General features: G+C 31.4%; 14 protein-coding genes. 7 read left to right on the top strand and 7 right to left on the bottom strand.

The genetic code is table 11. The features are described 5' to 3' along the window. Positions 1–22: 22 nt before the first annotated feature. The 4 genes from ABD715_RS01675 to ABD715_RS01660 form a co-directional block, all read right to left on the bottom strand. Complete coding sequence (locus ABD715_RS01675) at positions 23–3,097, bottom strand: SusC/RagA family TonB-linked outer membrane protein (RefSeq protein WP_344786301.1); 3,075 nt, start codon at positions 3,095–3,097, stop codon at positions 23–25. A 178-nt stretch (positions 3,098–3,275) separates the two neighbouring features. Further along, positions 3,276–6,998: a two-component regulator propeller domain-containing protein gene (locus ABD715_RS01670; protein WP_344786299.1), complete on the bottom strand. Its 3,723-nt coding sequence runs from the start codon at positions 6,996–6,998 to the stop codon at positions 3,276–3,278. 204 nt (positions 6,999–7,202) lie between these two features. Beyond that, positions 7,203–9,653 carry an endopeptidase La gene (lon, locus tag ABD715_RS01665; protein ID WP_344786297.1) on the bottom strand — a complete coding sequence of 817 codons (2,451 nt, stop codon included), beginning with the start codon at positions 9,651–9,653 and terminating at the stop codon, positions 7,203–7,205. Between the two features lie 186 nt (positions 9,654–9,839). Next, the gene (locus ABD715_RS01660) at positions 9,840–10,490 is read right to left on the bottom strand and encodes a rhomboid family intramembrane serine protease (protein WP_344786295.1); all 651 of its coding nucleotides are present in this window, start codon (positions 10,488–10,490) and stop codon (positions 9,840–9,842) included. 62 nt (positions 10,491–10,552) lie between these two features. Here ABD715_RS01660 and ABD715_RS01655 point away from each other — a divergent pair, with 62 nt between their 5' ends. Further along, positions 10,553–11,431 (top strand): lysophospholipid acyltransferase family protein, encoded by an 879-nt coding sequence (locus tag ABD715_RS01655; protein ID WP_344786293.1) that lies wholly within the window; start codon positions 10,553–10,555, stop codon positions 11,429–11,431. A 30-nt stretch (positions 11,432–11,461) separates the two neighbouring features. On the opposite strand, the gene ABD715_RS01650 is transcribed toward ABD715_RS01655, so the two are convergent. Both ABD715_RS01650 and glmM read right to left on the bottom strand, forming a co-directional pair. Continuing rightward, entirely contained in the window at positions 11,462–12,994 is a 1,533-nt protein-coding gene (locus tag ABD715_RS01650) for a sulfatase family protein (RefSeq protein ID WP_344786291.1), read from the bottom strand. Positions 12,995–13,232: 238 nt separating this feature from the next. Further along, positions 13,233–14,624, bottom strand: a complete 1,392-nt coding sequence (glmM, locus tag ABD715_RS01645) for a phosphoglucosamine mutase (protein ID WP_344786289.1) — start codon at positions 14,622–14,624, stop codon at positions 13,233–13,235. 124 nt (positions 14,625–14,748) lie between these two features. Here glmM and ABD715_RS01640 point away from each other — a divergent pair, with 124 nt between their 5' ends. From ABD715_RS01640 to ABD715_RS01630, 3 genes are all read left to right on the top strand, one after another. Further along, positions 14,749–15,345: an acyl carrier protein phosphodiesterase gene (locus ABD715_RS01640; RefSeq protein WP_344786287.1), complete on the top strand. Its 597-nt coding sequence runs from the start codon at positions 14,749–14,751 to the stop codon at positions 15,343–15,345. Then, positions 15,342–17,045, top strand: a complete 1,704-nt coding sequence (gene ggt, locus ABD715_RS01635; protein WP_344786285.1) for a gamma-glutamyltransferase — start codon at positions 15,342–15,344, stop codon at positions 17,043–17,045. Before ABD715_RS01640 ends, ggt begins: the two co-directional genes overlap by 4 nt. Positions 17,046–17,149: 104 nt before the next feature. Continuing rightward, a complete protein-coding gene (locus tag ABD715_RS01630) occupies positions 17,150–17,866 on the top strand; it encodes a hypothetical protein (RefSeq protein WP_344786283.1) in 717 nt (238 codons plus the stop codon). Between the two features lie 57 nt (positions 17,867–17,923). On the opposite strand, the gene ABD715_RS01625 is transcribed toward ABD715_RS01630, so the two are convergent. Beyond that, the gene (locus tag ABD715_RS01625; protein WP_344786281.1) at positions 17,924–18,448 is read right to left on the bottom strand and encodes a hypothetical protein; all 525 of its coding nucleotides are present in this window, start codon (positions 18,446–18,448) and stop codon (positions 17,924–17,926) included. 124 nt (positions 18,449–18,572) lie between these two features. Here ABD715_RS01625 and uvrA point away from each other — a divergent pair, with 124 nt between their 5' ends. From uvrA to ABD715_RS01610, 3 genes are all read left to right on the top strand, one after another. Then, the gene (gene uvrA / locus ABD715_RS01620; RefSeq protein WP_344786279.1) at positions 18,573–21,404 is read left to right on the top strand and encodes an excinuclease ABC subunit UvrA; all 2,832 of its coding nucleotides are present in this window, start codon (positions 18,573–18,575) and stop codon (positions 21,402–21,404) included. 82 nt (positions 21,405–21,486) lie between these two features. Then, complete coding sequence (locus ABD715_RS01615; RefSeq protein ID WP_344786277.1) at positions 21,487–22,176, top strand: LOG family protein; 690 nt, start codon at positions 21,487–21,489, stop codon at positions 22,174–22,176. Positions 22,177–22,314: 138 nt separating this feature from the next. Next, complete coding sequence (locus tag ABD715_RS01610) at positions 22,315–25,146, top strand: gluzincin family metallopeptidase (protein WP_344786275.1); 2,832 nt, start codon at positions 22,315–22,317, stop codon at positions 25,144–25,146. The last annotated feature ends 53 nt before the right edge of the window (positions 25,147–25,199 follow it).

Genomic DNA, 25,199 nt, shown 5'->3' with positions numbered 1-25,199 from the left:
TTATATTCTCTTTAAATGATTTTTATAATTTTAATGATAACCCAGCTGTAAATATTCGCGACAATGGGTAATTTGCAACGTCTAATCCTTTTCCTCCTACTTCTGGATCCATCCCAGAATAATCTGTTATTGTAAATAAATTTTCTGCTGAGAAATAAACACGTAAAGACGAACCTTCTATTAATTGATTCATTGTTTTTACAGGAAGATTATAGCCAACTGTTATGTTTTTAAGCCTTAAATACGATGCATCTTCTAAATACCAGCTCGAGTTTCTACCAAAGTTATTGTTCTTATCGCTTCTAGAAATTCTAGGAATATCTGTATTTATATTTGTTGGTGTCCATGCGTTTAATACTCTACTATCTAAATTATAACCTTGCAAGGCAGCATTGTAAGTTGTGTATTTGTAACCATTAAAAGCTTCTGCTCCACTTACACCTTGAAGAATCATACTCATATCAAACCCTTTATAATCTAGGTTTAAACCAAAACTATATGTAAAATCTGGTTGGTAACTTCCCATATACTTTCTATCGTTACCATCAATACGCCCATCGTTATTTGTATCTTCAAATTTAAAATCTCCAGGAACTGCTTCTGGCTGAATTAAGTTACCATCTTTTGTATAAGCATCAATTTCTGCTTGGTTTTGAAAAATACCTTGGTATGGAATTAAAAAATAAGAAAACAACTCTTCGCCAACTCCAGATCTATATGGTCTTAAAACGCCTCCTCTTACTTCTTCTTCGTCGTGAAGCACAAATGCAGTACCACTCTCACTAAATCCTTTAAGATTTAACAATTTATTATCTAATAAAGAGAAGGCATTGGCACTAACTCTAAAGTTTAAATCGCCAATATTATTACTGTAATTTACAGCAAATTCTAAACCTTTATTTATAACTTCTCCGCCATTAACCTTACCTGCAGTAATACCTAAATGATCGTCTCCATCGCCATCTAAAATCATATCTTTTGTACGTTTCTCGAAATAATCTATTACAAAAGATAACGAGTTGTTAAGTAAAGAAGCATCTAAACCAAAATCTATAGATTCTGAGCGCTCCCAACCTAAACCTTCGTTAGACTGTATTTCTTGATAAAGTGCTTTATTATTATCTGTAGCTCCTTCTCCTAAAAGCACTGTGTTACTTCTTAAAGGCACGTTAAAAGAATATCTGTTTACAGAATTTACGTTACCAATTTGTCCCCACGATGCTCTTATTTTTAAATTATCTATAAGGTCGCTCTTAAAGAAATCTTCGTTAGATATTTTCCATCCTAAAGTTGCTGAGTAAAAAACATCTGATTGATTTTCTATAAACAATCTAGACGTTTCGTCTCGCCTTACACTACCACTAGCAAAATATTTACTATCGTAGTTATACATTACCCTACCAATAGAAGATGTTAAAGCTTCCTCGTAAGCAGAAGATATTGGCGTTTTAAAAATAGTAGCATTTCCTAAATACTGATTAAAAGATGCCTCGTTACTAAACTCTTCGCCTCGTTGGCTTAAAGATTCGAATTTTTCTAATTGAGCTGAATAAATTGCTGTTAAATTCAAATTGCTTTTACCAAAAGATTTTACATAAGATACTTGATTATCCCAAACCCATCTATTAGTCTCTGATTCACTTTGAACTAGAGAATTACTTAAACTTGTTCTACCCAACTCTGGTCTTCTAGGGTTAAAAGATTTAGAATTTGAATTTGTTGAAGCATAAGAATACGTTGTTTTAAAGTTTAAACCTTTAACTATTTCGTAATCTAAATATACATTAGCATTAATATACGTTGATGGTCTTTTATTTACTGGTCTTAGCAATAACGCTAAAGGGTTGTAAACATCGCCATAAGCTCCTGCAAATTGAGATAAACTATATGGAGCTACACCATGAAACTCGCCAAACTCATCGTAAGCAGGTGCTGCAGATGGCATATAAATAGCATTAATAATAGTACCAGAATAACCGTTTTTAGTATCTGTACCTAAAGCTTCATATTCTGAGAAATAAACATTTTCTCCAATGGTAATTTTATCAGTTAAATCAAAATCAGATTTTACTCTAAAAGAATAACGTTCTGAATCTGTTCCTTTTAAAACACCTTCGGTAGAGTTATACCCAAAAGACGTTAAATAATTAAAATTATCTCCTGCTCCACTAATATTTGCGTTTAAGTTTGTTGTGCTTGCATCTCTAAAAATAGTATCTACCCAGTTTGTTCTTGTTACTTGCCCCCATGGATTTTGAGCAGCATCATGAGCAGATTGCCTTGGAGCTCCTGCAGCATCTGTAGCCATATTATAAACATCTGCTTGCTGTTTTGCATTTAAAGCTGTAGGTAAATTAGTTGCAGACCTAATACCTGTATAGGTATCGATACTAACTCTTGGCTTTCCTTTTTTTCCTTTTTTAGTTTGAATAACAATAACACCAGAACTTGCTAAAGCCCCATAAATAGAAGCTGCTGCTGCATCTTTTAACACAGATACAGAAGCAATATCGTTCGGGTTTATTGCTGGTCCGTAATAAGGCACACCATCTACAACTGTTAAAACACTTTCTGAACCTGAGTTTACAGAACCTAAACCTCTAATAACAACTTTACCGCTAGAAGAAGGATCGCCACCAGATTGTAAAACAGTTACACCTGGCACATTACCTTGAATAAAATCTGTTAAATTAGAAACTGGCCTACTTGCAATACTTTCTATATTTTCAACCTTAGAAATTGCAGAGGTTAAATCTCCCTTTTTTGTAGACCCATAACCAATTAAAACAACCTCGTCAAGTACACTTAAAGATTCTTGTAAAATAATATTTAATTTTTGATTCCCAGAATACTTAATCTCTTGACTCTCGTAAGTCATAGACGATACTTTTAAAACCCCCTCGTTTGCATCTAATTCTAATATAAATTTGCCATCAAAATCTGTAGCAACACCACTAAGAGTGTTTCCGTTTGCTATTACAGATGCACCAGGAATAGGCATTCCATCTGCAGCTACAACAATACCCGTAACGGTAACCTGTGCATAACCTAGCACAGATATTAAAGTTGTTATAATAAATAAATAAAGTTTTTTCATTTTTAATTTCATTTTTAAATTCTGGTCAAAACTATTTCAACAAAACTTATAAAGGGGGTGTAAATGTTTCACTAAAAGGCGAAAATGTTTCAAAATAAAGGGGGAATTGTTTCTAATTTTATCACTTTTGTTTCAGTAATATTTAGCTAACATTGGGTTAATCCTAGCATAATAATTTTTATGTCATTTCTTTAATAAAAACTTTAGGGCTAACACCATTGTGCTTCTTAAATGTTTTACTAAAGTATTTAGGATCGTTAAAACCACACTCAAAGCCAACTTCTGATATGTTTAGCTTCTTCTTTCTTAATAAATACTCTGCTTTTTCAATTCTTAAACTCAAAATAATCTCTGAAGGTGCTTGCCTTAAAGTTTCTTTAAAAACACGGTAACATTTTATTCTTGAAATACCTAGAACCTCTACAAGTCTTTCTACATTAAAAGCAGCATCATGCAAATTATCTTTTATAAGAAACAGTGCTTTTTTTACTAATTTTTCGTTTACACTTAAAAAATCGTCTTTAGAGTTAATGTGCTCGTACAAACCATCTTTTTCTAGTTTCTGATTTATTTTTTCTTGCTTAGTAAAAGTCTTTTTTATTTTTCTATGAAGAAGCTCTTGGCTTATAGGCATGGTTAATTTTAGATCTAAATCTAAATCGATAAATTGCTGATCTTCGATATAATTAATATGTTCTGATAGAAACACAACAGGAATGTAAAGCTTGTTTTTTTTCTTATTTAAATTGCTAATTAACGTTACTATATTATTAGTAAGTGCAACGTTATAGAGCAGCAACATAGATACTTTTAAATGTTTAACAGCCGATACTAACGCTAATGCATCGCTTTCAAAAATTAAAAAATTATCGTTATTATCCAGAAGTTGTTTTACTATATCGAAATTTGTAGACTCTGTATACACCAATATATTATTCTTGTTTTTTGGTAAGGTTTCATCTAACTGCATGTGTTTCCATAACACAACTTCGGGCGTCGATTTTTCGGTAGAGAGTGCTTTTACAGGAATTTTTAAGCTTAATTCAAATCTTTTTTCAAGATTTAAATTTACGATGGCATTTAAATCTGAAATTAAAATTTTAGAAGCTTTAAAATACGGACTATACTGTGTTACAACCTCCCAGTTATCAATCAAAACATAGCTTGTACTATCTATATAAAACACTAAATTATGTGCTTTATAAGCTACTTTTAAATTTAATAGACTATTAGATTCTGAGTATTTTAAAATATCATGAAATAAATATTGAAACAAAAGTTTAAAACGCAGTACATCTATTTCTAAATAAGATACCGCTGCAGTATCTATGGTATAATTAAAACCAATATTAGATTTTTTAAGCTTTACGTTTAAAGCTTCCAATAAATTATTTAATAATGCTTTTAAAAGAACTGCAGATGCTTTGGAGTGAGATAAATCTTTAATATGATCTAAATAAAACCACTCGTTCATAATACCTAAGAATTTTTTAGACTCTTTGTGTATAACTGATTTTAGTTTTTTTACATCATCTATTTCGTCTGAAGCTTTTCGTATTTTAGATATAGGCTCTTGAAACTCTGAAAAAGCAAAGGTTTTAAATTTTTCTAATTCGAAATCTTCCGTTTTTAAATTATTATGAATAGCTAAAAGCTCTTCTTTTTGTCTTAAAATCTCTTTGTTTTTGTCGTCTAACTTAGCATTAGTTGCTTGCAATGTTATGGTTTGCTTTCGTATTAACGCAGTTCGCTCGGTTATTTCATTTTCTAATTCTTTTTGTCGCTTTTTACTATTTAGACTTTTCTTATAAACATAAAACGCCATTAATAATATTAAAACAAGTACCACCAAAAAGTAAAACCAAACCGTACTGTAATAGGGCTTTTCTATAAGCAAACTAAATTTGGTTTGTAAAGGAGTATTTGCTTCGTCTTTGTATTTTACTTTAAATTTATAGGCGCCAGACGGTATATTAAAATAACTTATTGCTTGGTTTTTGCTAACAGTTTTCCAGACATCATCTACCCCTTCTAGCTTATAAAAGATTTTTAAATTTTGATCTCCTTCAAAAATAATAGGCGTTACATCTATCTTTATATTGTTTTGAGAATATGGTTTAACCTGATTTTTATTGTATTTATCGTTACCGTTTACACTTAATTTTATTTTTGGTTTTTTAGACGACAAATCCATTATACTAGGCTGAAAATAACTGAATCCATTTGCGCCTCCAAAATAAATAGTGCCATTAGAGTCTTGATAATATGCGCCTTCAGAAAACTCTGCGCCTTGCCAACCTTCTTTAGCAGGAAAGTTTTTTACATCGTAATTATTTTTATCTACTACCGCAACTCCTTTTGCTGTACTTAGCCAAATTTTAGAATTATTTGGTAACAAAGTATAAACTACATGACTAGGCAAACCGTCGTTTTCGGTTATATTTTTTATTACTCCTTCTTTTTTATTATAAATACTTATACCTCCAGAAGTTGCTATCCAATAATTATTAGCCAAATAGTCTTTATAAACGTAGTAAATACTGTTAGACAGAATGTTATTTTTTGTATTAATTTTTTGAATAGCCCCTGTTTCTGTATTTAATAAAAACACACCATTTAACTCTGTAGAAATTATTAACTCGTTATGATAAAAACTAAGATGCCTAATGTTTAAATTTTTAAACGAATCTTGCCCCTTAAAGGTTACAAATTTGTTTTCTTTAATATTGAATTTAGAAACACCACTCCAACACGAAACCCAAAGGTTTTTAGCATTATCTTCTACTATGCTATAATTTCTGCCATTAAAAAATGCATTTGCTTTTTTAGGTTCGTATAAGTTATACTTGCCATTTTTAATTTTTACGAGCCCTGCATAAGTTCCAATCCAAAGTGCACCTTCAGAGTCTAAGTACATGCTTCTTATACGGTTCCAATCTTTATTTAAAGCTGCTTCTTTAATTATAAAATGGCGATAATCTTGTTTTAGTTTATCATAAAAATATATGCCTTTAGAATAATAACCCAACCAAAGTACATTGTCTTCATTTTTAGCAATAGCCCTAACCGTTTCGTTTGGTAAACTTGTATTCTTTATAGGATGCGGTGTAACGGTATTTATTTTATCAGAATTAGAATAAGCCATACTTACTCCTCCATCTTTATGAGCCAACCAAATATGCCCAGAATCGTCTTCGAAAACACGTTCTATCTCATTACTTTTAAATGCATACTCGTTATACGCATCGTGTAAGTAGTTTTTTACATAACCTTTGCTTTCTGTATTGCTTTTATTATCTATATAAAACAGACCATGGTTTTTAGTAGCATACCATATATTACCTTTTTTATCTTTTAAAACATCATTAATAAAAACATCGGGTCTCTTTTTTAATAATATTTTTTTTAGTGTTGTATTATCTTTATAAAACTGTTTTTCTACCTCTGGTACAAGCTTAAATGTTTTACCATTATACTCAAAATAACTTCCTAAAGAGAGCACAACTACTTTTTGGTCTTTAGAAATAAATAAAGCATTAATTGCTTTGTCGAAATAAAAATTCTCGAATCTACCATTACCAATATATTTACTAATTACCTTTTGCTTATTCTGTATCCATATAAAACCAGAGTTGTCTCTTATTATGTTAGTAATATAATTTCCAGAAATAGAAGTTTTGTCATCTTTAATATGCTTAAAAACCTTAAAGTTTTTACCATCGTAATAGTTTAAACCATCGTATGTGCCAAACCATAAACCTCCATTGGCATCACTAATTATATCTATTACAGAGTTGTTAGATAACCCATCGGATGTTGTAAGTGTTTTAAATTTTATTTGTTGAGAGACTACATTATTATAAAATATAATGCAAATACCAATTAAAAATACCCTTATCATTTACGTTTTAATTAATCGACCATAATACGATTAATGAATAATTAAAATGTTACTCATAGATTAAGTAATTGTTGTAATATTAATTTATTGTAAGACATTACAACAACTATAAAATATTTAAAAATTAAAAAGTAATAAAGCCACTTAACCGCATAAAAAAAGCCCCAACTAGATGCTGAGGCTTTAAATATTTATAATTTTGAACTATAATTTTTTAGCATTTTTTACCTTTTGGTTGGTAATAGCAATATCTACAATATCACTCATATCTGATACATAATGAAACGTTAAACCTTTTAAGTATTCTGGTTTAATTTCTTCTATATCGCGTCTGTTATCTTCACACAATAAAATTTCTTTTATTCTTGCACGTTTAGCAGCAAGAATTTTTTCTTTAATTCCGCCAACAGGCAATACTTTTCCTCGCAAAGTAATTTCGCCTGTCATAGCCAAACTCTTTTTAACTTTACGCTGTGTAAATAACGATACTAAAGATGTTAACATTGTTACACCTGCACTAGGTCCGTCTTTTGGTGTAGCACCTTCTGGCACGTGAATATGCACATTATATTTATCGAAAACCGAAGCATCTATACCAAAAGCATCTGCATTTGCTTTAATATACTCCATAGCAATTGTAGACGACTCTTTCATAACCTTACCAAGGTTGCCTGTTATGGTTAAAGCTCCTTTACCCTTAGATAAAATAGATTCTATAAAAAGAATATCGCCACCAACGCGCGTCCAAGCTAAACCAGTTACAACACCTGCAACATTATTATTTTCGTATTTATCGCGTTCTAATTTTGGTCCGCCTAAAACTTCTATAACATCGTCGTTAGATATTTTAACGTTATAATCTTCTTCCATAGCTATATTTTTAGCTGCATAACGCACCATTTTAGCTATTTGTTTTTCTAAACCACGTACTCCAGACTCTCTAGTATAACCTTCAACAATTTTTTCTAGCTGTGGTTTTGCTATTTTTATATGCTCGTCTGTTAAACCATGCTCTTTTACTTGCTTAGGCAATAAGTGACGCTTTCCTATTTCTACTTTTTCTTCAATAGTATACCCCGTAACGTTTATAATTTCCATTCTATCTAACAATGCTGGCTGAATGGTATTTAAACTATTAGATGTTGCTATAAACATAACTTTAGATAGATCGTAACCCATTTCTAAAAAGTTATCGTGAAACTCACTATTTTGCTCAGGGTCTAAAACTTCTAACAAAGCAGAAGACGGGTCGCCTTGATGCGAATTAGAAAGTTTATCAATCTCATCTAAAACAAAAACAGGATTAGATGTACCCGCTTTTTTAAGACTTTGAATAATACGCCCTGGCATAGCGCCAATGTAAGTTTTTCTATGCCCTCTAATTTCGGCTTCGTCTCTTAAACCTCCTAAAGATACACGCACATACTCTCTACCTAATGCCTCTGCAATAGACCTACCTAAAGATGTTTTACCAACACCAGGAGGACCATAAAGACAAAGAATTGGCGATTTCATATCGTTACGCAATTTTAAAACTGCTAAATACTCTATAATACGTTTTTTAACATCTTCTAAACCAAAATGATCTCGATCTAGAATTTTCATAGCACGTTTTAAATCGAATTTATCTTTGCTAAACTCATTCCATGGTAAATCTAAAAATAAATCTAAGTAATTACGTTGTATAGAATACTCTGCAACTTGCGGATTCATTCGTTGCATTTTAGCTATCTCTTTATCAAAATGCTTAGCAACTTTTTCGTCCCACTTTTTTTCTAGCGCACGAGCCTTCATTTCTTCTATTTCTTGATCATGACTTACACCTCCCAATTCTTCTTGGATGGTTTTCATTTGTTGATGCAAGAAATACTCACGTTGTTGTTGGCTCATATCCATTTGAACTCTCGACTGTATGTCGTTTTTAAGTTCTAATTTCTGAAACTCAACATTCATATACTTTAGCGTAGCTAAAGCTCGACTTTTTAAATCGTTATTTTCTAAAAGTTTTTGTTTTTCTCCAACAGAAAGGTTCATGTTAGATGACACAAAATTGATTAAAAATGAATTGCTTTCTATATTTTTAATAGCAAATGAAGCCTCGCTAGGAATGTTTGGACTTTCCTTAATAATCTCTAAAGCTAAATCTTTTATAGATTCTATTATAGCACCAAACTCTTTATTTTTTATCGCTGGCTTTGCCTCTGGCATATCTCTTACCGTAGCATTCATGTATGGCTCTTCGGTAATAACCTCGGCTACTTTAAAGCGTTTTTTTCCTTGAATTATTACGGTTACATTACCATCTGGCATTTTTAAAACACGTAATATTCTTGCTACAGTTCCTGTTTCGTGAATATCTTTTGCTGTTGGGTCTTCTACAGATTCGTCTTTTTGCGCAACAACACCAATTACTTTGCTCCCTTTATTAGCATCGTTAATTAATTTTATAGATTTATCTCGCCCTGCTGTAATAGGAATTACAACACCAGGAAATAATACCGTATTCCTCAACGAAAGTATTGGCAAGGTTTCTGGCAATGCTTCATTATTTATTTCTTCTTCATCCTCTGGCGTCATTAAAGGAATTAATTCTGAGTTTTCATCAAATTCCTGTAATGACAAACTGTCAAGGGTAGTAAATTTAGATTTTTTCATATATCTCTTTAAGTCATTCTGTCATTAAAAACAGAACAATCCATTATTTATAATAAATTAAAATATTTACTAAACCACTGATAAACATCATAAAACATGTAAACCAAGGTCTAGCATATAACTATAATTTCAATAGTTATGCCACATTAAAATTTTACAGAAAATATATTAAAACCGAAATGGTGCCTAAATTTTCCCTGCCTTTTTCATACCAAACAACAAAACAATTGGTAAAGCTAGTAAACCAATCATTAACATATTTGTTTGAAACAAATAAGGTGCTAAAAGCAACGTTATTAAATAACCGCCAATAGCTCCACCAAAATGAGCATCGTGCCCTATATTACCTACTCTATTTTTCATACCATAAATAGAATATAGTAAATAGCCAATTCCAAAAAGATATGCAGGAATTGGAATTGGAATAAAAAACATATACAAATTCATGCCTGGTTGTAGCAAAATAGCAGAATAAATAATACCACTTACCGCTCCACTTGCTCCTACAGCACTGTAATGATATTCGTTTTTATGAAAATAAAACGATAACAAGTTACCCAGCAATAAACTACCAATATAAATAATTATAAATTGAAGCGGGTTTAAAAGTCTAATTACAACATCTGCAAAAAAGTATAGCGATACCATGTTAAAAAACAAATGCTGGTTATCGGCATGCAAAAAGCCAGCACTAAATAGCCTCATTTTTTCACCTCGCTGTATAGCTCCAACTTGAAATTTATATTTTTCGAAAAAATTAAAATCGCCAAAGCCTTTATAAGAAATAATAACATTGGCAGCTATTATTACAATTGTGATTAAATCTAATTTGCCCATTTAGTATAAACGTTTAAAATGAAATTAATATATCTTTGCGTTTACAAATCTAAAATTAATTAATGCAATTTCTAGTTTATATTTTAGTTTATCCGTTTTTATGGCTTATATCTATTCTTCCTTTTAGATTACTTTATTTAGTATCTGATGGTTTATACATATTACTTTATAAAATAATTGGGTACAGAAAAAAAGTGGTTACTAATAATTTAAAGCTAGCTTTTCCTGATAAAACTGATAAAGAAATTTATATTATAAGAAAAAAGTTTTATCACCACCTTTGCGATATGTTTTTAGAAATGGCAAAAACCTTAACTATTTCTAGAAAATCGCTTTCTAAAAGGTTTAAATTAAAAAACCCTGAAGAAGCTAAACGCCTAGAAGGTTTAAACAAAAGCGTACTTTTAATGTATGGGCATTATGCTAGTTGGGAATGGTCTTTGGAGTTACAAAACCACACTAATTTAGCTGGTTTTGCGGTTTATAAACGTCTAGCTAATAAATATTTCGACAAATTAGTAAGAGATATACGCTCTAAATTTAACACTAGACTAATTAGCACGAAACAAACCATTTTAACTATAAAAAAGAGCGAAGCTTCTGGAAAAAAGAGCATTACAGCTTTTTTAAGCGACCAATCTCCTAAAATATCTAAAGATGTATATTGGGGAGAGTTTATGGGTATTGAAGTGCCTTGCTTTACAGGTGCAGAACGTTTGGCTAAAAAACTAGATTTAGTTATAGCTTATTTAAAAATAACAAAAGTTAAAAGAGGATATTATGAAGCTGAAATAATGATGTTAAGCGAAACACCTCAAGAACATAAAGATTATAAATTAACAGACATGTTTTTGCGTGAAGTTGAAAAACAAATTTATGAAGCTCCCGAATATTACTTTTGGACCCATAAACGTTGGAAACATAAAGACAAAAAGCATTAATCTAAGATTAATGCTTTTTGTAATTTTATACTATTCTTTAAAATCTGGATTCATTAATACTCTTCCTTCTTTTCTTGCCTTCATATAAACTTCTTTTGAAGGTCTAGGACGAATACGGTATTTTGTTGGCAAACCTGTTTCTCTAAAGAAATCGTCTGGTGTACGCTCTGTTGGCAAATAATCTTTAGTTTTTGTTCTTATACTTTCTAATCTAGACTTCATATCTTTTAAAACATTGGCATAATCGCTGTTTTGAGCCAAATTATTTAACTCATTAGGATCTGCAATAATATCGTAAAGTTCATCTTCAGATCTAGGTATTTCAAAACAACGTGACTGCGCCTCATTAAGCGTTCCTTTTTTATGCTCTTCAACCATACTTTTCCATGTTCTATCTCTTAAAACATCTGCAGAAGGTGTATTTGGCAAATCAGAATAATAATTTTTTATGTACTTATATTTTTGAGTTCTCACCGCTCTAGTATAATCTTCGAAATCGTGAAAATGATCTTCGGCATAAATCTCGTTGTGCACCTCTGTATTACCACCAAATAATAAAGGAGATATGTCTTTTCCATCAAACTCTGGCAATGGTTTTAACCCAGCAACGCTCATAAATGTTGATGCTATATCTGCAGAACTTACTAAGTTGTTATTTATACTTCCTGCTTTAATTCTAGCTGGCCATTTAACAATCCAAGGTGTTTTAATTCCTCCGTCGTAAAGTGTTGTTTTATCTCTTGGAAAAGCTCTCCCGTTATCAGAAATAAATAAAATTAAGGTATTATCTGTTACACCTTGTGCATCTAGCTCTGCTATAACTTTACCAATATAATTATCCATTCTAGATATTTCGTCGTAATACAATGCAAAATCTTTTTTAGTAGCATCAGTTTGTGGCATATATGGCGGAATAACAACGTCTTCTGGTCCATAAGGATCGTCTGATATTCCTTCGTAAAAAGGTCTATGCGCATCAAACGAAGCTAACCATGTAAAAAAAGGTTTTCCTTTTGGTCTGTTTTGCAATAAAGACAACCACTCGTCGCAACCACTACCATCACCTACCAAACGTCTATCTAAACCAATTGGCGCATCTTTCCATTGCATTTCTAATAAGGCATCAAAATCATCTCTTACAGGGTCTCCCATATGATATTTACCTGCTAAACCTGTCCAATAACCAGCATCTTTTAATTGTTGTACAAAGGTATTTTTACCTTCTGGTAAAGGCCAAGATAATTGCTCGGCATCTGTATTGTGCGGGTACAATCCAGAAATAATACTTGTTCTACTTGGGCTACAAGAGCTTGTTGTTAAAAAAGCTTCATTAAAACGCATACCGTCTTTAGCCAATTTATCTAGATTTGGTGTTTTTATATTTGGGTGTCCATAAGCTCCAATATCATTCCAACTTACATCGTCTGCTATAATTAAAACAATGTTTGGTTTTTGCTCTTCTAAAACTGCCATATCTTTTTTAGTCTCTTTTTTCGACTGACAAGACACCACAAAAATTAGCAATAGTAATAAGGTAATTGGTGAGTTAGTTTTAAAATTCATAATCTATATAAAAATATTTAGTTTCAATAAAACTAATGATTTTAAAGTATTTACCCATTTAAATGACCATTAGTTACACATATTTGACCTTTAATTACATTGTTAATTTTAACAGGTATTAAAACTTCTTTTTATTATTAAATAATCTAACATATTCAAGATTCCATTTAATATTAAAACAAAAAAAAGCGCAAATATATTGCGCTTTTAATACTGTTTATAAATTAATAAATTGCTTTTATGCTTTAGCAATAGCATCTATTTCTTCAATAAATTTATCTGCTAAACTATCTGCTTCTTCTTGCGATTTAGCTTCTGTATAAATTCTAATAATTGGCTCTGTGTTACTTTTACGTAAGTGCACCCAACTTTCAGAAAAATCTATTTTAACACCATCAATAGTTGTTAATTGCTCGTTTTGGTAACGCGTTTCCATGGTCTTTAAAATTCCATCTACATCCAATTCTGGTGTTAATTGAATTTTCTTTTTACTCATAAAGTAATTAGGATATGTTTTACGCAAAGCACTAACGCTCATTTTTTTGTCTGCCAATAAGCTTAAAAATAAGGCAACACCAACTAAGGCGTCTCTACCGTAGTGAGAATCTGGATAAATAATACCTCCATTACCTTCGCCTCCAATAGCAACATTATTCTTTTTCATTAAATTAACAACGTTAACCTCTCCCACCGCACTAGCTTCGTAAGTACCTCCATGCTTTTCTGTAACATCTCTTAAAGCTCTTGTAGAACTCATATTACTCACCGTATTTCTGCCTGGGTTTTTACTTAAAACATAATCTGCACAAGCCACCAAAGTGTACTCTTCTCCAAACATGTCTCCGTTTTCGTCCATAAATGCTAAACGGTCTACATCTGGATCTACAACAATACCAAAATCTGCGTTATGTTTCTTTACTGCATCAGATAAATCTGTTAAATGCTCTTTTAAAGGCTCTGGGTTATGTGGAAACTCGCCATTAGGCTCGCAATATAACTTAACAACATCTACACCTAATCGTTCTAAAAGTAAAGGAATTGCAATACCTCCTGTAGAGTTAACACCATCTACAACCACTTTAAAACCACAAGATTCTATAGCTTTAACGCTTACTAATGGCAAATCTAAAACCTCTATAATATGTAAATCAAAATAAGCTTTATTCTTTTTAATTTTTCCTAAACTATCAACATCAGCAAAACTCATATTATCACTTTCTGCAATATCTAAAATTTTAGCACCTTCAACAGCATCTAAAAATTCACCTTTAGCATTCAATAATTTTAAAGCATTCCATTGTTTAGGGTTATGGCTTGCTGTTAAAATAATACCTCCATCTGCCTGTTCCATTGGCACAGCAATCTCTACCGTTGGTGTTGTAGACAAACCTAAATCGATAACATCTATACCTAATCCTACTAAAGTATTCATAACTAGATTTTGAATCATTTTTCCAGAAATTCTAGCATCTCTACCAACCACAACTTTATGGTTATCCTTATCACGTTGTTTTTTTAACCAAACTCCATATGCTGCTGCAAACTTTACAGCATCAATAGGTGTTAAATTATCGCCTACTTGTCCGCCAATAGTACCTCTAATTCCAGAAATTGATTTAATAAGTGTCATTAATTTGTGTTTTTTTTACAAACGTACATATTTTTTCACTTGTCTTTCAATTAACATTCAATAAATTAATCACATAATTTTAATAAACTACTTTTTACTTATTTTGAATTTGTAAATTACCAACATGAATTACTTAGCACACGTTTACCTTTCTGGCAATAATAACCTAATAACTATAGGCAATTTTATTGCCGATGGCATAAAAGGAAAAGATTATAAAAAATATGAAAACGATATTCAAATAGGTATTTTACTGCACAGACACATTGATACCTACACAGATGCGCATAAAACCGTTAGAAAAAGTACAAAGCGTTTGCATGAAAAATACGGACATTACTCTGGAGTTATTGTAGATATTTTATACGATCATTTTTTAGCTAAAAACTGGAATAAATACTCTGATGTACCCTTAAAAGAATACATTAATAATTTTTACGATACCCTAGAAAACAATTACAGTATTTTACCACTAAGAATTCAAAAAATGCTGCCTTATATGATTACCGATAATTGGCTATTAAGCTATGCCTCTATTGAAGGTATATCAAGAGTTTTAGAAGGTATGAATAGAAGAACAAAAAACAGATCGGGCATGGACAAAGCGGTTTACGAACTTGAAGCGTTTTATTTGGATTTTGAAAATGAGTTTACCCTATTCTTTGACGAGCTTATTACTTTTTCTAATCTAAAATTAAAAGAACTATTTAAACAAATATGAAGAAAACATACATAATATTTATATTACTACTCGCTTTTTTTTCTTGCAAAAAAAGTGAAAAACCGTTAATTGTAAACAAAACAACTAGAGGTTTAACCACAAAACAAGCCATGGTTGTATCGGCTAGAGAAGAAGCCTCTAAAATAGGAAGCGATATTCTTAAGAAAGGCGGTAATGCCTTTGATGCTATGGCAGCAACAGAGTTGGCTCTTGCTGTTTGTTATCCGTTTGCTGGTAATATTGGCGGTGGCGGTTTTATGGTTTACAGACAAAACAACGGAAACATTGGCGCTATAGATTATAGAGAAAAAGCGCCTATAGCTGCCACAAAAGACATGTACTTAGATGAAAACGGAAACGTTATTCCTGGAAAAAGCACACTTGGCGCTATGGCTGTTGGCGTTCCCGGAACAGTAGCAGGCGTTTTTGCGGTGCATAAAAAACTAGGAAGCTTACCTATACAAGATATTTTAACACCTGTTATAAACCTTGCTAAAAAAGGCGTTATTGTTACTAATAAACAAGAAAAACGCATTAAAAACTACCAACCAGCATTCCGGAAAGTAAATAAAGACTCTATTTTTTTAGAAAAACACTGGAAAACTAACGATACCATTAAATATAACGCCCTAGCAAAAACACTAGAAGCCCTTTTAAAACATGGTCGCGATGAGTTTTATAAAGGACAAACAGCAAAAAAACTAGCACGTTTTATTCAAGATAACGGAGGTATAATTACCGAGCAAGATTTAGCAGAATACGAAGTAAAATGGCGTAAACCTATTGTTTTTAATTACGACGATTTAAAAATAATTTCAATGTCTCCACCTTCTAGTGGTGGTATTTGTTTAGCGCAAATAATGAAAATGATAGAACCTTTTAATTTAAAAGCCTTTGGACATAACTCTGTAAAATCTATTCAAGTTATTACAGAAGCAGAACGACGCGCCTATGCCGATAGAAGTTTTTATTTAGGCGACCCAGATTTTGTAAATATCCCTGTAGAAACACTAACCAAAAATGCTTATTTAAGCGGAAGAATGAATAACTTCTCTTTTGATAAAGCTACTAACTCCAAAGATGTTTCGCATGGTAATATTCAAATAATAGAAAGTAACGAAACCACGCATTATTCTATAATAGATCAATTTGGAAACGCCATATCTGCTACAACCACACTAAACGGAGCTTATGGTTCTAAACTATATTGTGCAGAACTTGGCTTTTTTCTTAATAACGAAATGGACGATTTTAGCAGCAAACCAGGCGAACCAAACATGTTTGGCCTTGTAGGAGCAGAAGCCAACAGTATTGCACCTAAAAAAAGAATGCTTAGCTCGATGACACCAACAATAATAGAAAAAAATGGAACCTTATACATGTCTGTAGGTACTCCTGGAGGCTCTACGATAATTACATCTGTTTTACAAACCATACTTAATGTACACGAGTTTGGAATGAGCATGCAAGAAGCTGTTAATGCACCAAGGTTTCATCACCAATGGCTACCAGACGATATTAAAATGGAACCTCATGCTTTTGATGCTTCTATAATAAAGCAACTTAAACAATTAGGTTATATGGTTAACGAAGAAAATAGTCCGGTAATTGGTAAAGTAGACGGTATACTTGTGTTAGACGACAAAACACTAGAAGGTGGAGCCGATTATAGAGGCGATGATACAGCTGTTGGGTTTTAACTGTTTTTACTTTTACAACTTATTTATTATTGATAATTTAGCAAAACTGATATCGATAAAATATATTGATATCTATTTATTGATAAATTAATTTAAGCCTCATTTTGAAAATCAATAAGATACTTAAAATATTTTTTGGAGTTGTTATTTTCTTTACGCTTCCTAGCCTACTTCTTTTTGGCTATGCCTATTTTAAATATAACGAAGATTTGCCAGTAGGCATTAAAGGAGAACAGGCAGATGCTTTAGCAAATAAAATGCTAGATGCACTTGATTATAACGCATACAAAAACACCAACTATATAGAATGGACTTTTAAAAAAAGACACCATTTTGAATGGAAAAAAAACGAAAATATTTGCGATGTTTTCTGGAAAGATTACAAAGTACGTTTAGATTTAAAAAACCATTCCAATAGTATCGTTTATGTGCATGGATTTAAAATGAAAGGAGAAGCTGCTAACGAACTTTTAGAAAAGGCACTCCAATATTTTAATAACGATTCTTTTTGGCTTGTTGCCCCATATAAAGTATTTGACGAAGGCACAGAGCGCAGATTGGTGTCTTTAAACAACAACGAGAAAGCTTTGTTAATTACTTATACTTCTGGTGGCTCTACTCCTGGCGATTCTTACTTATGGTTATTAAACAAAACCGGAAAACCTAAGGCTTTTAAAATGTGGACCTCCATATTACCCATAGATGGCTTAGAAGCATCTTGGAGCGATTGGAAAACTACCAAAACAGGAGCGCAATTACCTACATTCCATAAACTTTTGTTTTTAGGGTTGGAATTGGATGATATTAAAGTAACAAATTAAAATATTTGTCGCAGCATTTTATTTTTAATAAAAATTAATACACTGCGACTTTTAATACTATTTACTTCTTTGCCCAACAAAATTGTGAGATTTAGATTTAAATAACACATTAAAACTTGTTAAACTACCATAAATTCTAGTAATATATTGTTGTAAATCTATTTTACCTTGCTCGTCTAAATTGCTAGCATTAATACGCTGCTCCATAACTCGTAAACGATCTCTAACCATAATAATTTTATGAAAAAATTTATCTATTGGTAACTCATAAGATTTCATAGAAGTGTCAGCAGGTTCTAAAATTAATTTTCCGCCTTTGTACTTATCTGCAATAGGTACAATTTCGCTAGTATCGCTCCACTTTTTTAAAATATTAACCAAACTACTTTCAACATCCAAAAAGCTTATTGTATCTACATCACCATCGGCAGCTTCAATAACTTCAAAATCAGAATCTATATCTATGGTTTCCAATCCGCCATCAATAAAAGTAACCCAATAATGCTGCGTTGTTACATTGGTTACTACCCCTTTTCCGTATTCAGGATGATTAATTCTAGAGCTTATTCCTAATAATTTCATTTCATATATTTTTAATATCCGCGAAAGCGAAATAATTAATTTACACTACAATTATAGTAAATCCGTAGTAAAACTTCACAAGATTTTAACATCTAAAATTGTATCTTCGCAACTTTGCATTTCTATGAGTACATTTGAAGAAAATATTGAAGTTAAAGGAGCTAGAGTACATAATTTAAAGAATATTGATGTTACCATTCCTAGAGAAAAACTAGTAGTTATTACTGGATTATCTGGCAGCGGGAAATCGTCTTTAGCTTTCGATACTATTTATGCTGAAGGACAACGACGATATATTGAAACCTTTAGTGCCTATGCACGACAGTTTTTAGGCGGTTTAGAGCGCCCAGATGTCGATAAAATTGACGGTTTATCGCCTGTAATTGCCATAGAACAAAAAACCACTAGTAAATCGCCTCGATCTACAGTTGGTACCATTACCGAAATTTATGACTTTTTGCGATTATTATTTGCCAGAGCAAGTGATGCTTATAGTTATAATACTGGTGATAAAATGATTAGCTATAGCGACGAGCAAATTAAAGAACTTATTTTCAAGAATTTTAATGGTAAGCGCATAAACATACTTGCACCTGTTATACGTTCTAGAAAAGGGCATTACCGCGAATTGTTTGAACAAATTGCAAAACAAGGTTTTGTAAAAGTGAGAACAGATGGCGAAATTAAAGATATTGTGAAAGGTATGAAGCTAGACCGCTACAAAACTCACGATATAGAAATTGTTATAGATCGCTTAAAAATTGACAACTCTGTAGATAACGATAAACGCCTTAGCGAAACTATTAATACAGCCATGTATCATGGAGAAGATGTGTTACTTGTTATAGACCAAGATACTAACGAGGCGCGCTATTTTAGTAGAAACTTAATGTGCCCGTCTTCTGGTATTTCATATCCAAACCCAGAACCCAATAACTTTTCTTTTAACTCGCCAAAAGGAGCGTGCTCTAATTGTAATGGTATTGGTGAATTGTATCAAATTAACGAACAAAAAATTGTTCCAGACGATAGTTTATCTATAAACACAGGTGCGCTTGCGCCACACGGACCAGCTAAAAAAAGTTGGATTTTTAAACAATTTGAAACCATTGCACAACGTTTTGATTTTAAATTAACCGATGCTTATAAAGATATTCCAGACCAAGCAAAACAAATGATTTTGTATGGTGGCAACGAAAAATTCTCGGTAGAAAGTAAAACACTAGGCGTTACTAGAAATTATAAAATAGATTTTGAAGGTGTCGCTAATTTTATAGAAAACCAATACAAGACAGCCGAATCTACCTCGCTAAAACGTTGGGCAAAAGATTATATGGATAAAGTTAAATGCCCTGTTTGCGAAGGTTCGCGTTTAAAAAAAGAGTCGCTTTACTTTAAAATAAACAATAAAAACATAGCAGAACTTGCTAATACAGATATTGTAGAATTAGCAGCTTGGTTTAAAGACTTAAATAGTCACTTATCGAATAAACAATTAAAAATTGGTGAAGAGGTTGTTAAAGAAATTAAATCGCGTTTACAGTTTTTACTTGATGTTGGTTTAGATTATTTATCGCTTAACCGAAGCTCGAAATCTTTATCTGGTGGCGAAGCACAACGTATTCGCTTAGCAACACAAATAGGATCGCAATTGGTTGGCGTGCTTTATATACTTGACGAACCAAGTATTGGTTTACATCAACGTGATAACGAAAAATTAATTAACTCTTTAGAGTCGCTTCGCGATATAGGTAATTCGGTTATTGTTGTAGAGCACGATAAAGACATGATAGAACGTGCCGATTATGTTATAGATATTGGCCCAAAAGCAGGGAAACATGGAGGCGAAATTATTAGTATTGGTACGCCTAAAGAGTTAGTTACACACAACACTTTAACTGCCGATTATATAAATGGAAATAAAGAAATTGAAATTCCTAAAAAACGAAGAAAAGGAAACGGTAAGTTTTTAGAGCTTAAAGGCTGTACGGGTAATAATTTAAAAAACATATCGGTTAAGTTTCCGTTAGGTAAAATGATTGGGATTACTGGTGTTTCTGGTAGTGGAAAATCGACTTTAATTAACGAAACCCTCTACCCTATTTTAAATGCTCACTATTTTAATGGTGTAAAAAAGCCAATGCCTTACAAAAGCATAAAAGGTTTAGAACATATAGATAAAGTAATAGACATTAATCAATCTCCTATTGGTAGAACACCAAGAAGCAACCCAGTTACTTACACAGGTACTTTTAGCGAAATACGAGCACTTTTTGCTAAAATACCAGAAGCCATGATACGTGGCTACAAAGCTGGACGTTTTAGTTTTAATGTAAAGGGTGGACGCTGCGAAACTTGTAAAGGAGGAGGTTTACGTGTTATAGAAATGAATTTCTTACCAGATGTTTATGTAGAGTGTGAAACCTGCCAAGGTAAACGCTTTAATAGAGAAACATTAGAAATTAGATATAAAGGGAAATCTATTAGCGATGTGTTAGACATGACGATTAATGAAGCAGTTTCTTTTTTCGAGCATATTCCTAAAATATACAGAAAATTAAAAACCATTCAAGATGTTGGTTTAGGCTACATTACACTTGGGCAACAAAGCACCACTCTTTCTGGTGGCGAAGCACAACGTATAAAACTAGCAACCGAGCTTAGTAAACGAGATACTGGTAACACTTTTTATATTCTAGACGAACCTACAACTGGTTTACATTTTGAAGATATTCGTGTTTTAATGATTGTTTTAAACAAACTTGCCGACAAAGGTAATACCGTTTTAATTATAGAACATAATTTGGATGTTATTAAAACCGTAGACCATATTATAGATATTGGTTATGAAGGAGGAAAAGGTGGCGGAGAAGTTATTGTAGAAGGCTCGCCAGAAACAGTTGCTAAACATAAAAAAAGCCATACAGCTAAATTTCTAAAAAAAGAACTAAATTAGCTAGCTTGTTTTTTTTAAAATGACAAGTATTAACTAAAAACATTAATGTCTAATTAATATTTAGACTGAAAAACAAAATAAAATGACAAACGAAAAACATCACAAAGGTTGGAACGAAATAAAAACTAACGATTCTTGGGCCATATTTAAAATTATGGGCGAATTTGTTAATGGATACGAGAAAATGAGCAAAATTGGCCCTTGTGTATCTATTTTTGGATCTGCAAGAACAAAACCAGACCATAAATATTACAAACTTGCAGAAAACGTAGCAAAAGCTATTGTAAAAGCTGGTTACGGTGTAATTACTGGTGGCGGACCAGGTATAATGGAAGCTGGTAATAAAGGCGCACATTTAGGTGAAGGCACATCTGTTGGCCTTAATATAGATTTACCTTTTGAACAACACGACAACCCTTATATAGACCATGATAAAAGCTTAGATTTTGATTACTTTTTTGTTAGAAAAGTAATGTTTGTAAAATATTCGCAAGGTTTTGTTGTTATGCCAGGAGGATTTGGAACTTTAGACGAACTTTTTGAAGCTATTACACTAATACAAACACATAAAATTGAGAAATTCCCGATTATACTGGTAGGAACAGATTTTTGGGCAGGACTTATGGACTGGATTAAATCGACACTATTAGATAAATTTGGAAATATTAGTGCTACAGATTTAGACCTTATCCATTTAGTAGACACTCAAGAAGAAGTGATTACAATTTTAGATGGTTTTTATAACGGTTCAGAATTAAGTCCTAATTTTTAAAACCATACACCCCAATTTATAAGCTGATTTATTTGATAGCAAAAGCTTATTATTTAGCAATCAAATAAATCAGTATATTTTATTATATTGTCCACAGCCTTAAATAAAAGAACTTTAACCTTTTAATGTTATAAATAATTGAATTTACGTTTACTAGTTTTTTCCATAATAACTTTTACTAGTATAGCTGCTTTTAGTCAAAATAAGATTGATTTAGAAGCCTATTTTGATGTAGAAAAACGTGAAATAACAATTTCTCAAACTATTCAATATTTTAACGATTCGTATAAAGAATTAAGTACCGTTTATTTAAACGATTGGAACAATAGCTACTCTACCAAAAATACAGCTTTAGCAAAACGTTTAGCAGACGAATATAATAATGAGTTCCATCTCGCTAAAAACGAAGATCGAGGTTATTCTGTAATTTCATCTATAAAACAAAACGGAAAAGAGATTACTTTTCAGCATGTAAAAAATCAAATAGACATTATTGAATTACAGCTTGCACAAGCTGTTAAACCTAGAGAATCTTACACCATTCATTTAAATTATCTTGTAAAAATACCTAAAGATAAATTTACCAGTTACGGTATAACACCAGAAGGCGATTTTAATTTAAGATATTGGTATATAACACCTGCTGTTTATAATGGTACATGGCAATACTTTAGTAATAAAAACCTTGATGATTTATTTATACCAAAAGCAGATTTAAATTTAAAAATAGAATATCCTAAAGCTTATAAAATTACAACAGAGCTTAACACTATTAAAGAAACCGAGAACAAAAAAAACAAAATAGTAACGCTACACGGAAAAGATAGAATAAACAATAAACTATATTTAAGCAAAGCTTCAAAATACAAATCGATTAAAAGCACTAATCTTGAAGTTGTATCAGATATTCAAGATGATAATATAGAATTAATAGAAAAGGTTTTAATATCAGAAAAAATAAATAATTATATATTTAAAAACTTAGGCAACTACCCACACGAAAAACTTCTTTTATCAGAAATTGACAATGAAAAAGATCCTGTTTACGGTTTAAATTTTTTACCAAAATTTGTACAAGCCTACCCAAATACTTTTAAATACGAACTAAAGATTTTAAAACTTAGTCTTCATAATTACTTGGAAAACACCCTTTTAATAAACCCTAGAAAAGACCAGTGGTTAACAGATGGTATTCAAATTTACTATTTAATGAAATACGTAGAAGAGAACTACCCAAAAATGAAATTTCTAGGCTCTTTAGCCAATTTTTGGGGTGTTCGCTCTTTTCATGCTGCCGATTTAAATTATAACGATAAATATACTTTGGCATTTATGCTAATGGCTAGAACAAACCGAGACCAGCCATTAACTATGCAAAAAGATTCACTTTTAAAATTTAATAAAAACATTTCTGGAAAATATAAAGCAGGTATTGGTCTAAAATACTTAGACGATTTTATAAATAACGATGTTATAGAAACCTCTATAAAAACATTTATAGATAAAAATAAACTTAAAGAAACAAATACTAAAGCTTTCGAAAATCATATTAAATCTAACACAGATAAAAATATCGATTGGTTTTTTAAAGACTATTTAAATACAAGAAAGAAAATAGACTTTAAAATAAAAAATATTAAAAAGACTGACGATTCTATTACGCTTACCATAAAAAACAAACGTAATAATAGTATGCCTATATCGCTGTTTTCTTTAAGTAACGATAGCATTGTGTCTAAGTTATGGATAGAAAACATAAAAGACAAAAAAACCATTACAATACCTAAAAACAATAGCGATAAATTAGCATTAAACTATAACAATGCTGTTCCAGAATTTAATTTAAGAGATAACTGGAAATCGCTTAAAGGCTTCTTTTTTAACAATAAACCATTACAAGTTAGACTGTTTCAAGATGTTGAAGACCCATATTACAACCAAATATTTTTTATGCCAATTGTAGAATTTAATAATATTTACGATGGTGTAACCTTAGGTAGCAGGCTATATAATAGAACACTTTTAAGAAAGAAACTTTATTATAAATTTGAACCAACCTATTCTTTAAAATCTCAAACATTCACTTGGTCGGTAGCTACTTATTTTACTCATAATATAGAAAACAGCAACCTGTATTCTATTAACTACGGTATAAAAGCAGGCTATAAATCTTACGCAGAAAATTTATTTGTTAGGCAAATTACACCTTCTGTAACTTTTAAATTTAGACAAGACAACGATTTTAGGTCGAATAAAAAAGAATCTATATTTGTTAGATATATTGATACACAACGAGACGAAGATCCATTACATATAGCAACAACAAGCGAGCCCGACTATTCTATTTTTAATGCACGTTATATAAAATCTAACGACAATCTTATTAATTTTAGTAAATGGTATACAGATTTTCAAATAGGAAAAAACTTTAGTAAGGTTGCTTTAAACTATGAGTATCGTCGTTTATTTGAAAGTAACAGACAATTAAATCTTCGCTTTTTTGCAGGTAGTTTTCTTAGTAATAACAACGACGAAAACTCTGATTATTTTAGTTTTGCATTAGATAGACCTACAGATTATTTATTCGATTATTCGTACTTAGGTCGATCTGAAGCTTCTGGTATATTTAGCCAACAATATATTACTGCAGAAGGTGGGTTTAAATCGAAACTAGAAACTCCTTTTGCTAACCAATGGATGACTACCATAAACACCAGTACCACACTTTGGAAATATATTTTGGTTTATAGTGATTTAGGACTTTTAAAAAACAAACACAACAAAGCTAAGTTTGTTTACGATTCGGGACTTAGAGTAAACTTAGTAACAGACTATTTCGAAATTTATTTCCCTATATACTCCAATCTTGGTTGGGAAATGGGACAACCAAACTACAGCCAAAGTATACGTTTTAAATTTACCCTAGATCCAAAATCTTTATTAGGCCTATTTAGAAGAAAGTGGTACTAAAAAAACATCAGTTTTATTGTTTTTTACATTAAAAAAACAACACTTCGTTAAAT

This window comes from Postechiella marina (genome assembly GCF_039538365.1).
Taxonomy (GTDB): Bacteria; Bacteroidota; Bacteroidia; order Flavobacteriales; family Flavobacteriaceae; genus Postechiella; species Postechiella marina.
This window is presented reverse-complemented; position numbering and strand designations above follow the sequence as displayed.

Coding starts and splice junctions, on each gene's coding strand:
- ggt (WP_344786285.1), top strand. CDS start 15,342: ATGAAGAAAACATACATAATATTTATATTACTACTCGCTTTTTTTTCT.
- uvrA (WP_344786279.1), top strand. CDS start 18,573: ATGAGTACATTTGAAGAAAATATTGAAGTTAAAGGAGCTAGAGTACAT.
- ABD715_RS01670 (WP_344786299.1), bottom strand. CDS start 6,998: ATGATAAGGGTATTTTTAATTGGTATTTGCATTATATTTTATAATAAT.
- ABD715_RS01615 (WP_344786277.1), top strand. CDS start 21,487: ATGACAAACGAAAAACATCACAAAGGTTGGAACGAAATAAAAACTAAC.
- ABD715_RS01640 (WP_344786287.1), top strand. CDS start 14,749: ATGAATTACTTAGCACACGTTTACCTTTCTGGCAATAATAACCTAATA.
- ABD715_RS01625 (WP_344786281.1), bottom strand. CDS start 18,448: ATGAAATTATTAGGAATAAGCTCTAGAATTAATCATCCTGAATACGGA.
- lon (WP_344786297.1), bottom strand. CDS start 9,653: ATGAAAAAATCTAAATTTACTACCCTTGACAGTTTGTCATTACAGGAA.
- glmM (WP_344786289.1), bottom strand. CDS start 14,624: ATGACACTTATTAAATCAATTTCTGGAATTAGAGGTACTATTGGCGGA.
- ABD715_RS01675 (WP_344786301.1), bottom strand. CDS start 3,097: ATGAAAAAACTTTATTTATTTATTATAACAACTTTAATATCTGTGCTA.
- ABD715_RS01655 (WP_344786293.1), top strand. CDS start 10,553: ATGCAATTTCTAGTTTATATTTTAGTTTATCCGTTTTTATGGCTTATA.
- ABD715_RS01660 (WP_344786295.1), bottom strand. CDS start 10,490: ATGGGCAAATTAGATTTAATCACAATTGTAATAATAGCTGCCAATGTT.
- ABD715_RS01650 (WP_344786291.1), bottom strand. CDS start 12,994: ATGAATTTTAAAACTAACTCACCAATTACCTTATTACTATTGCTAATT.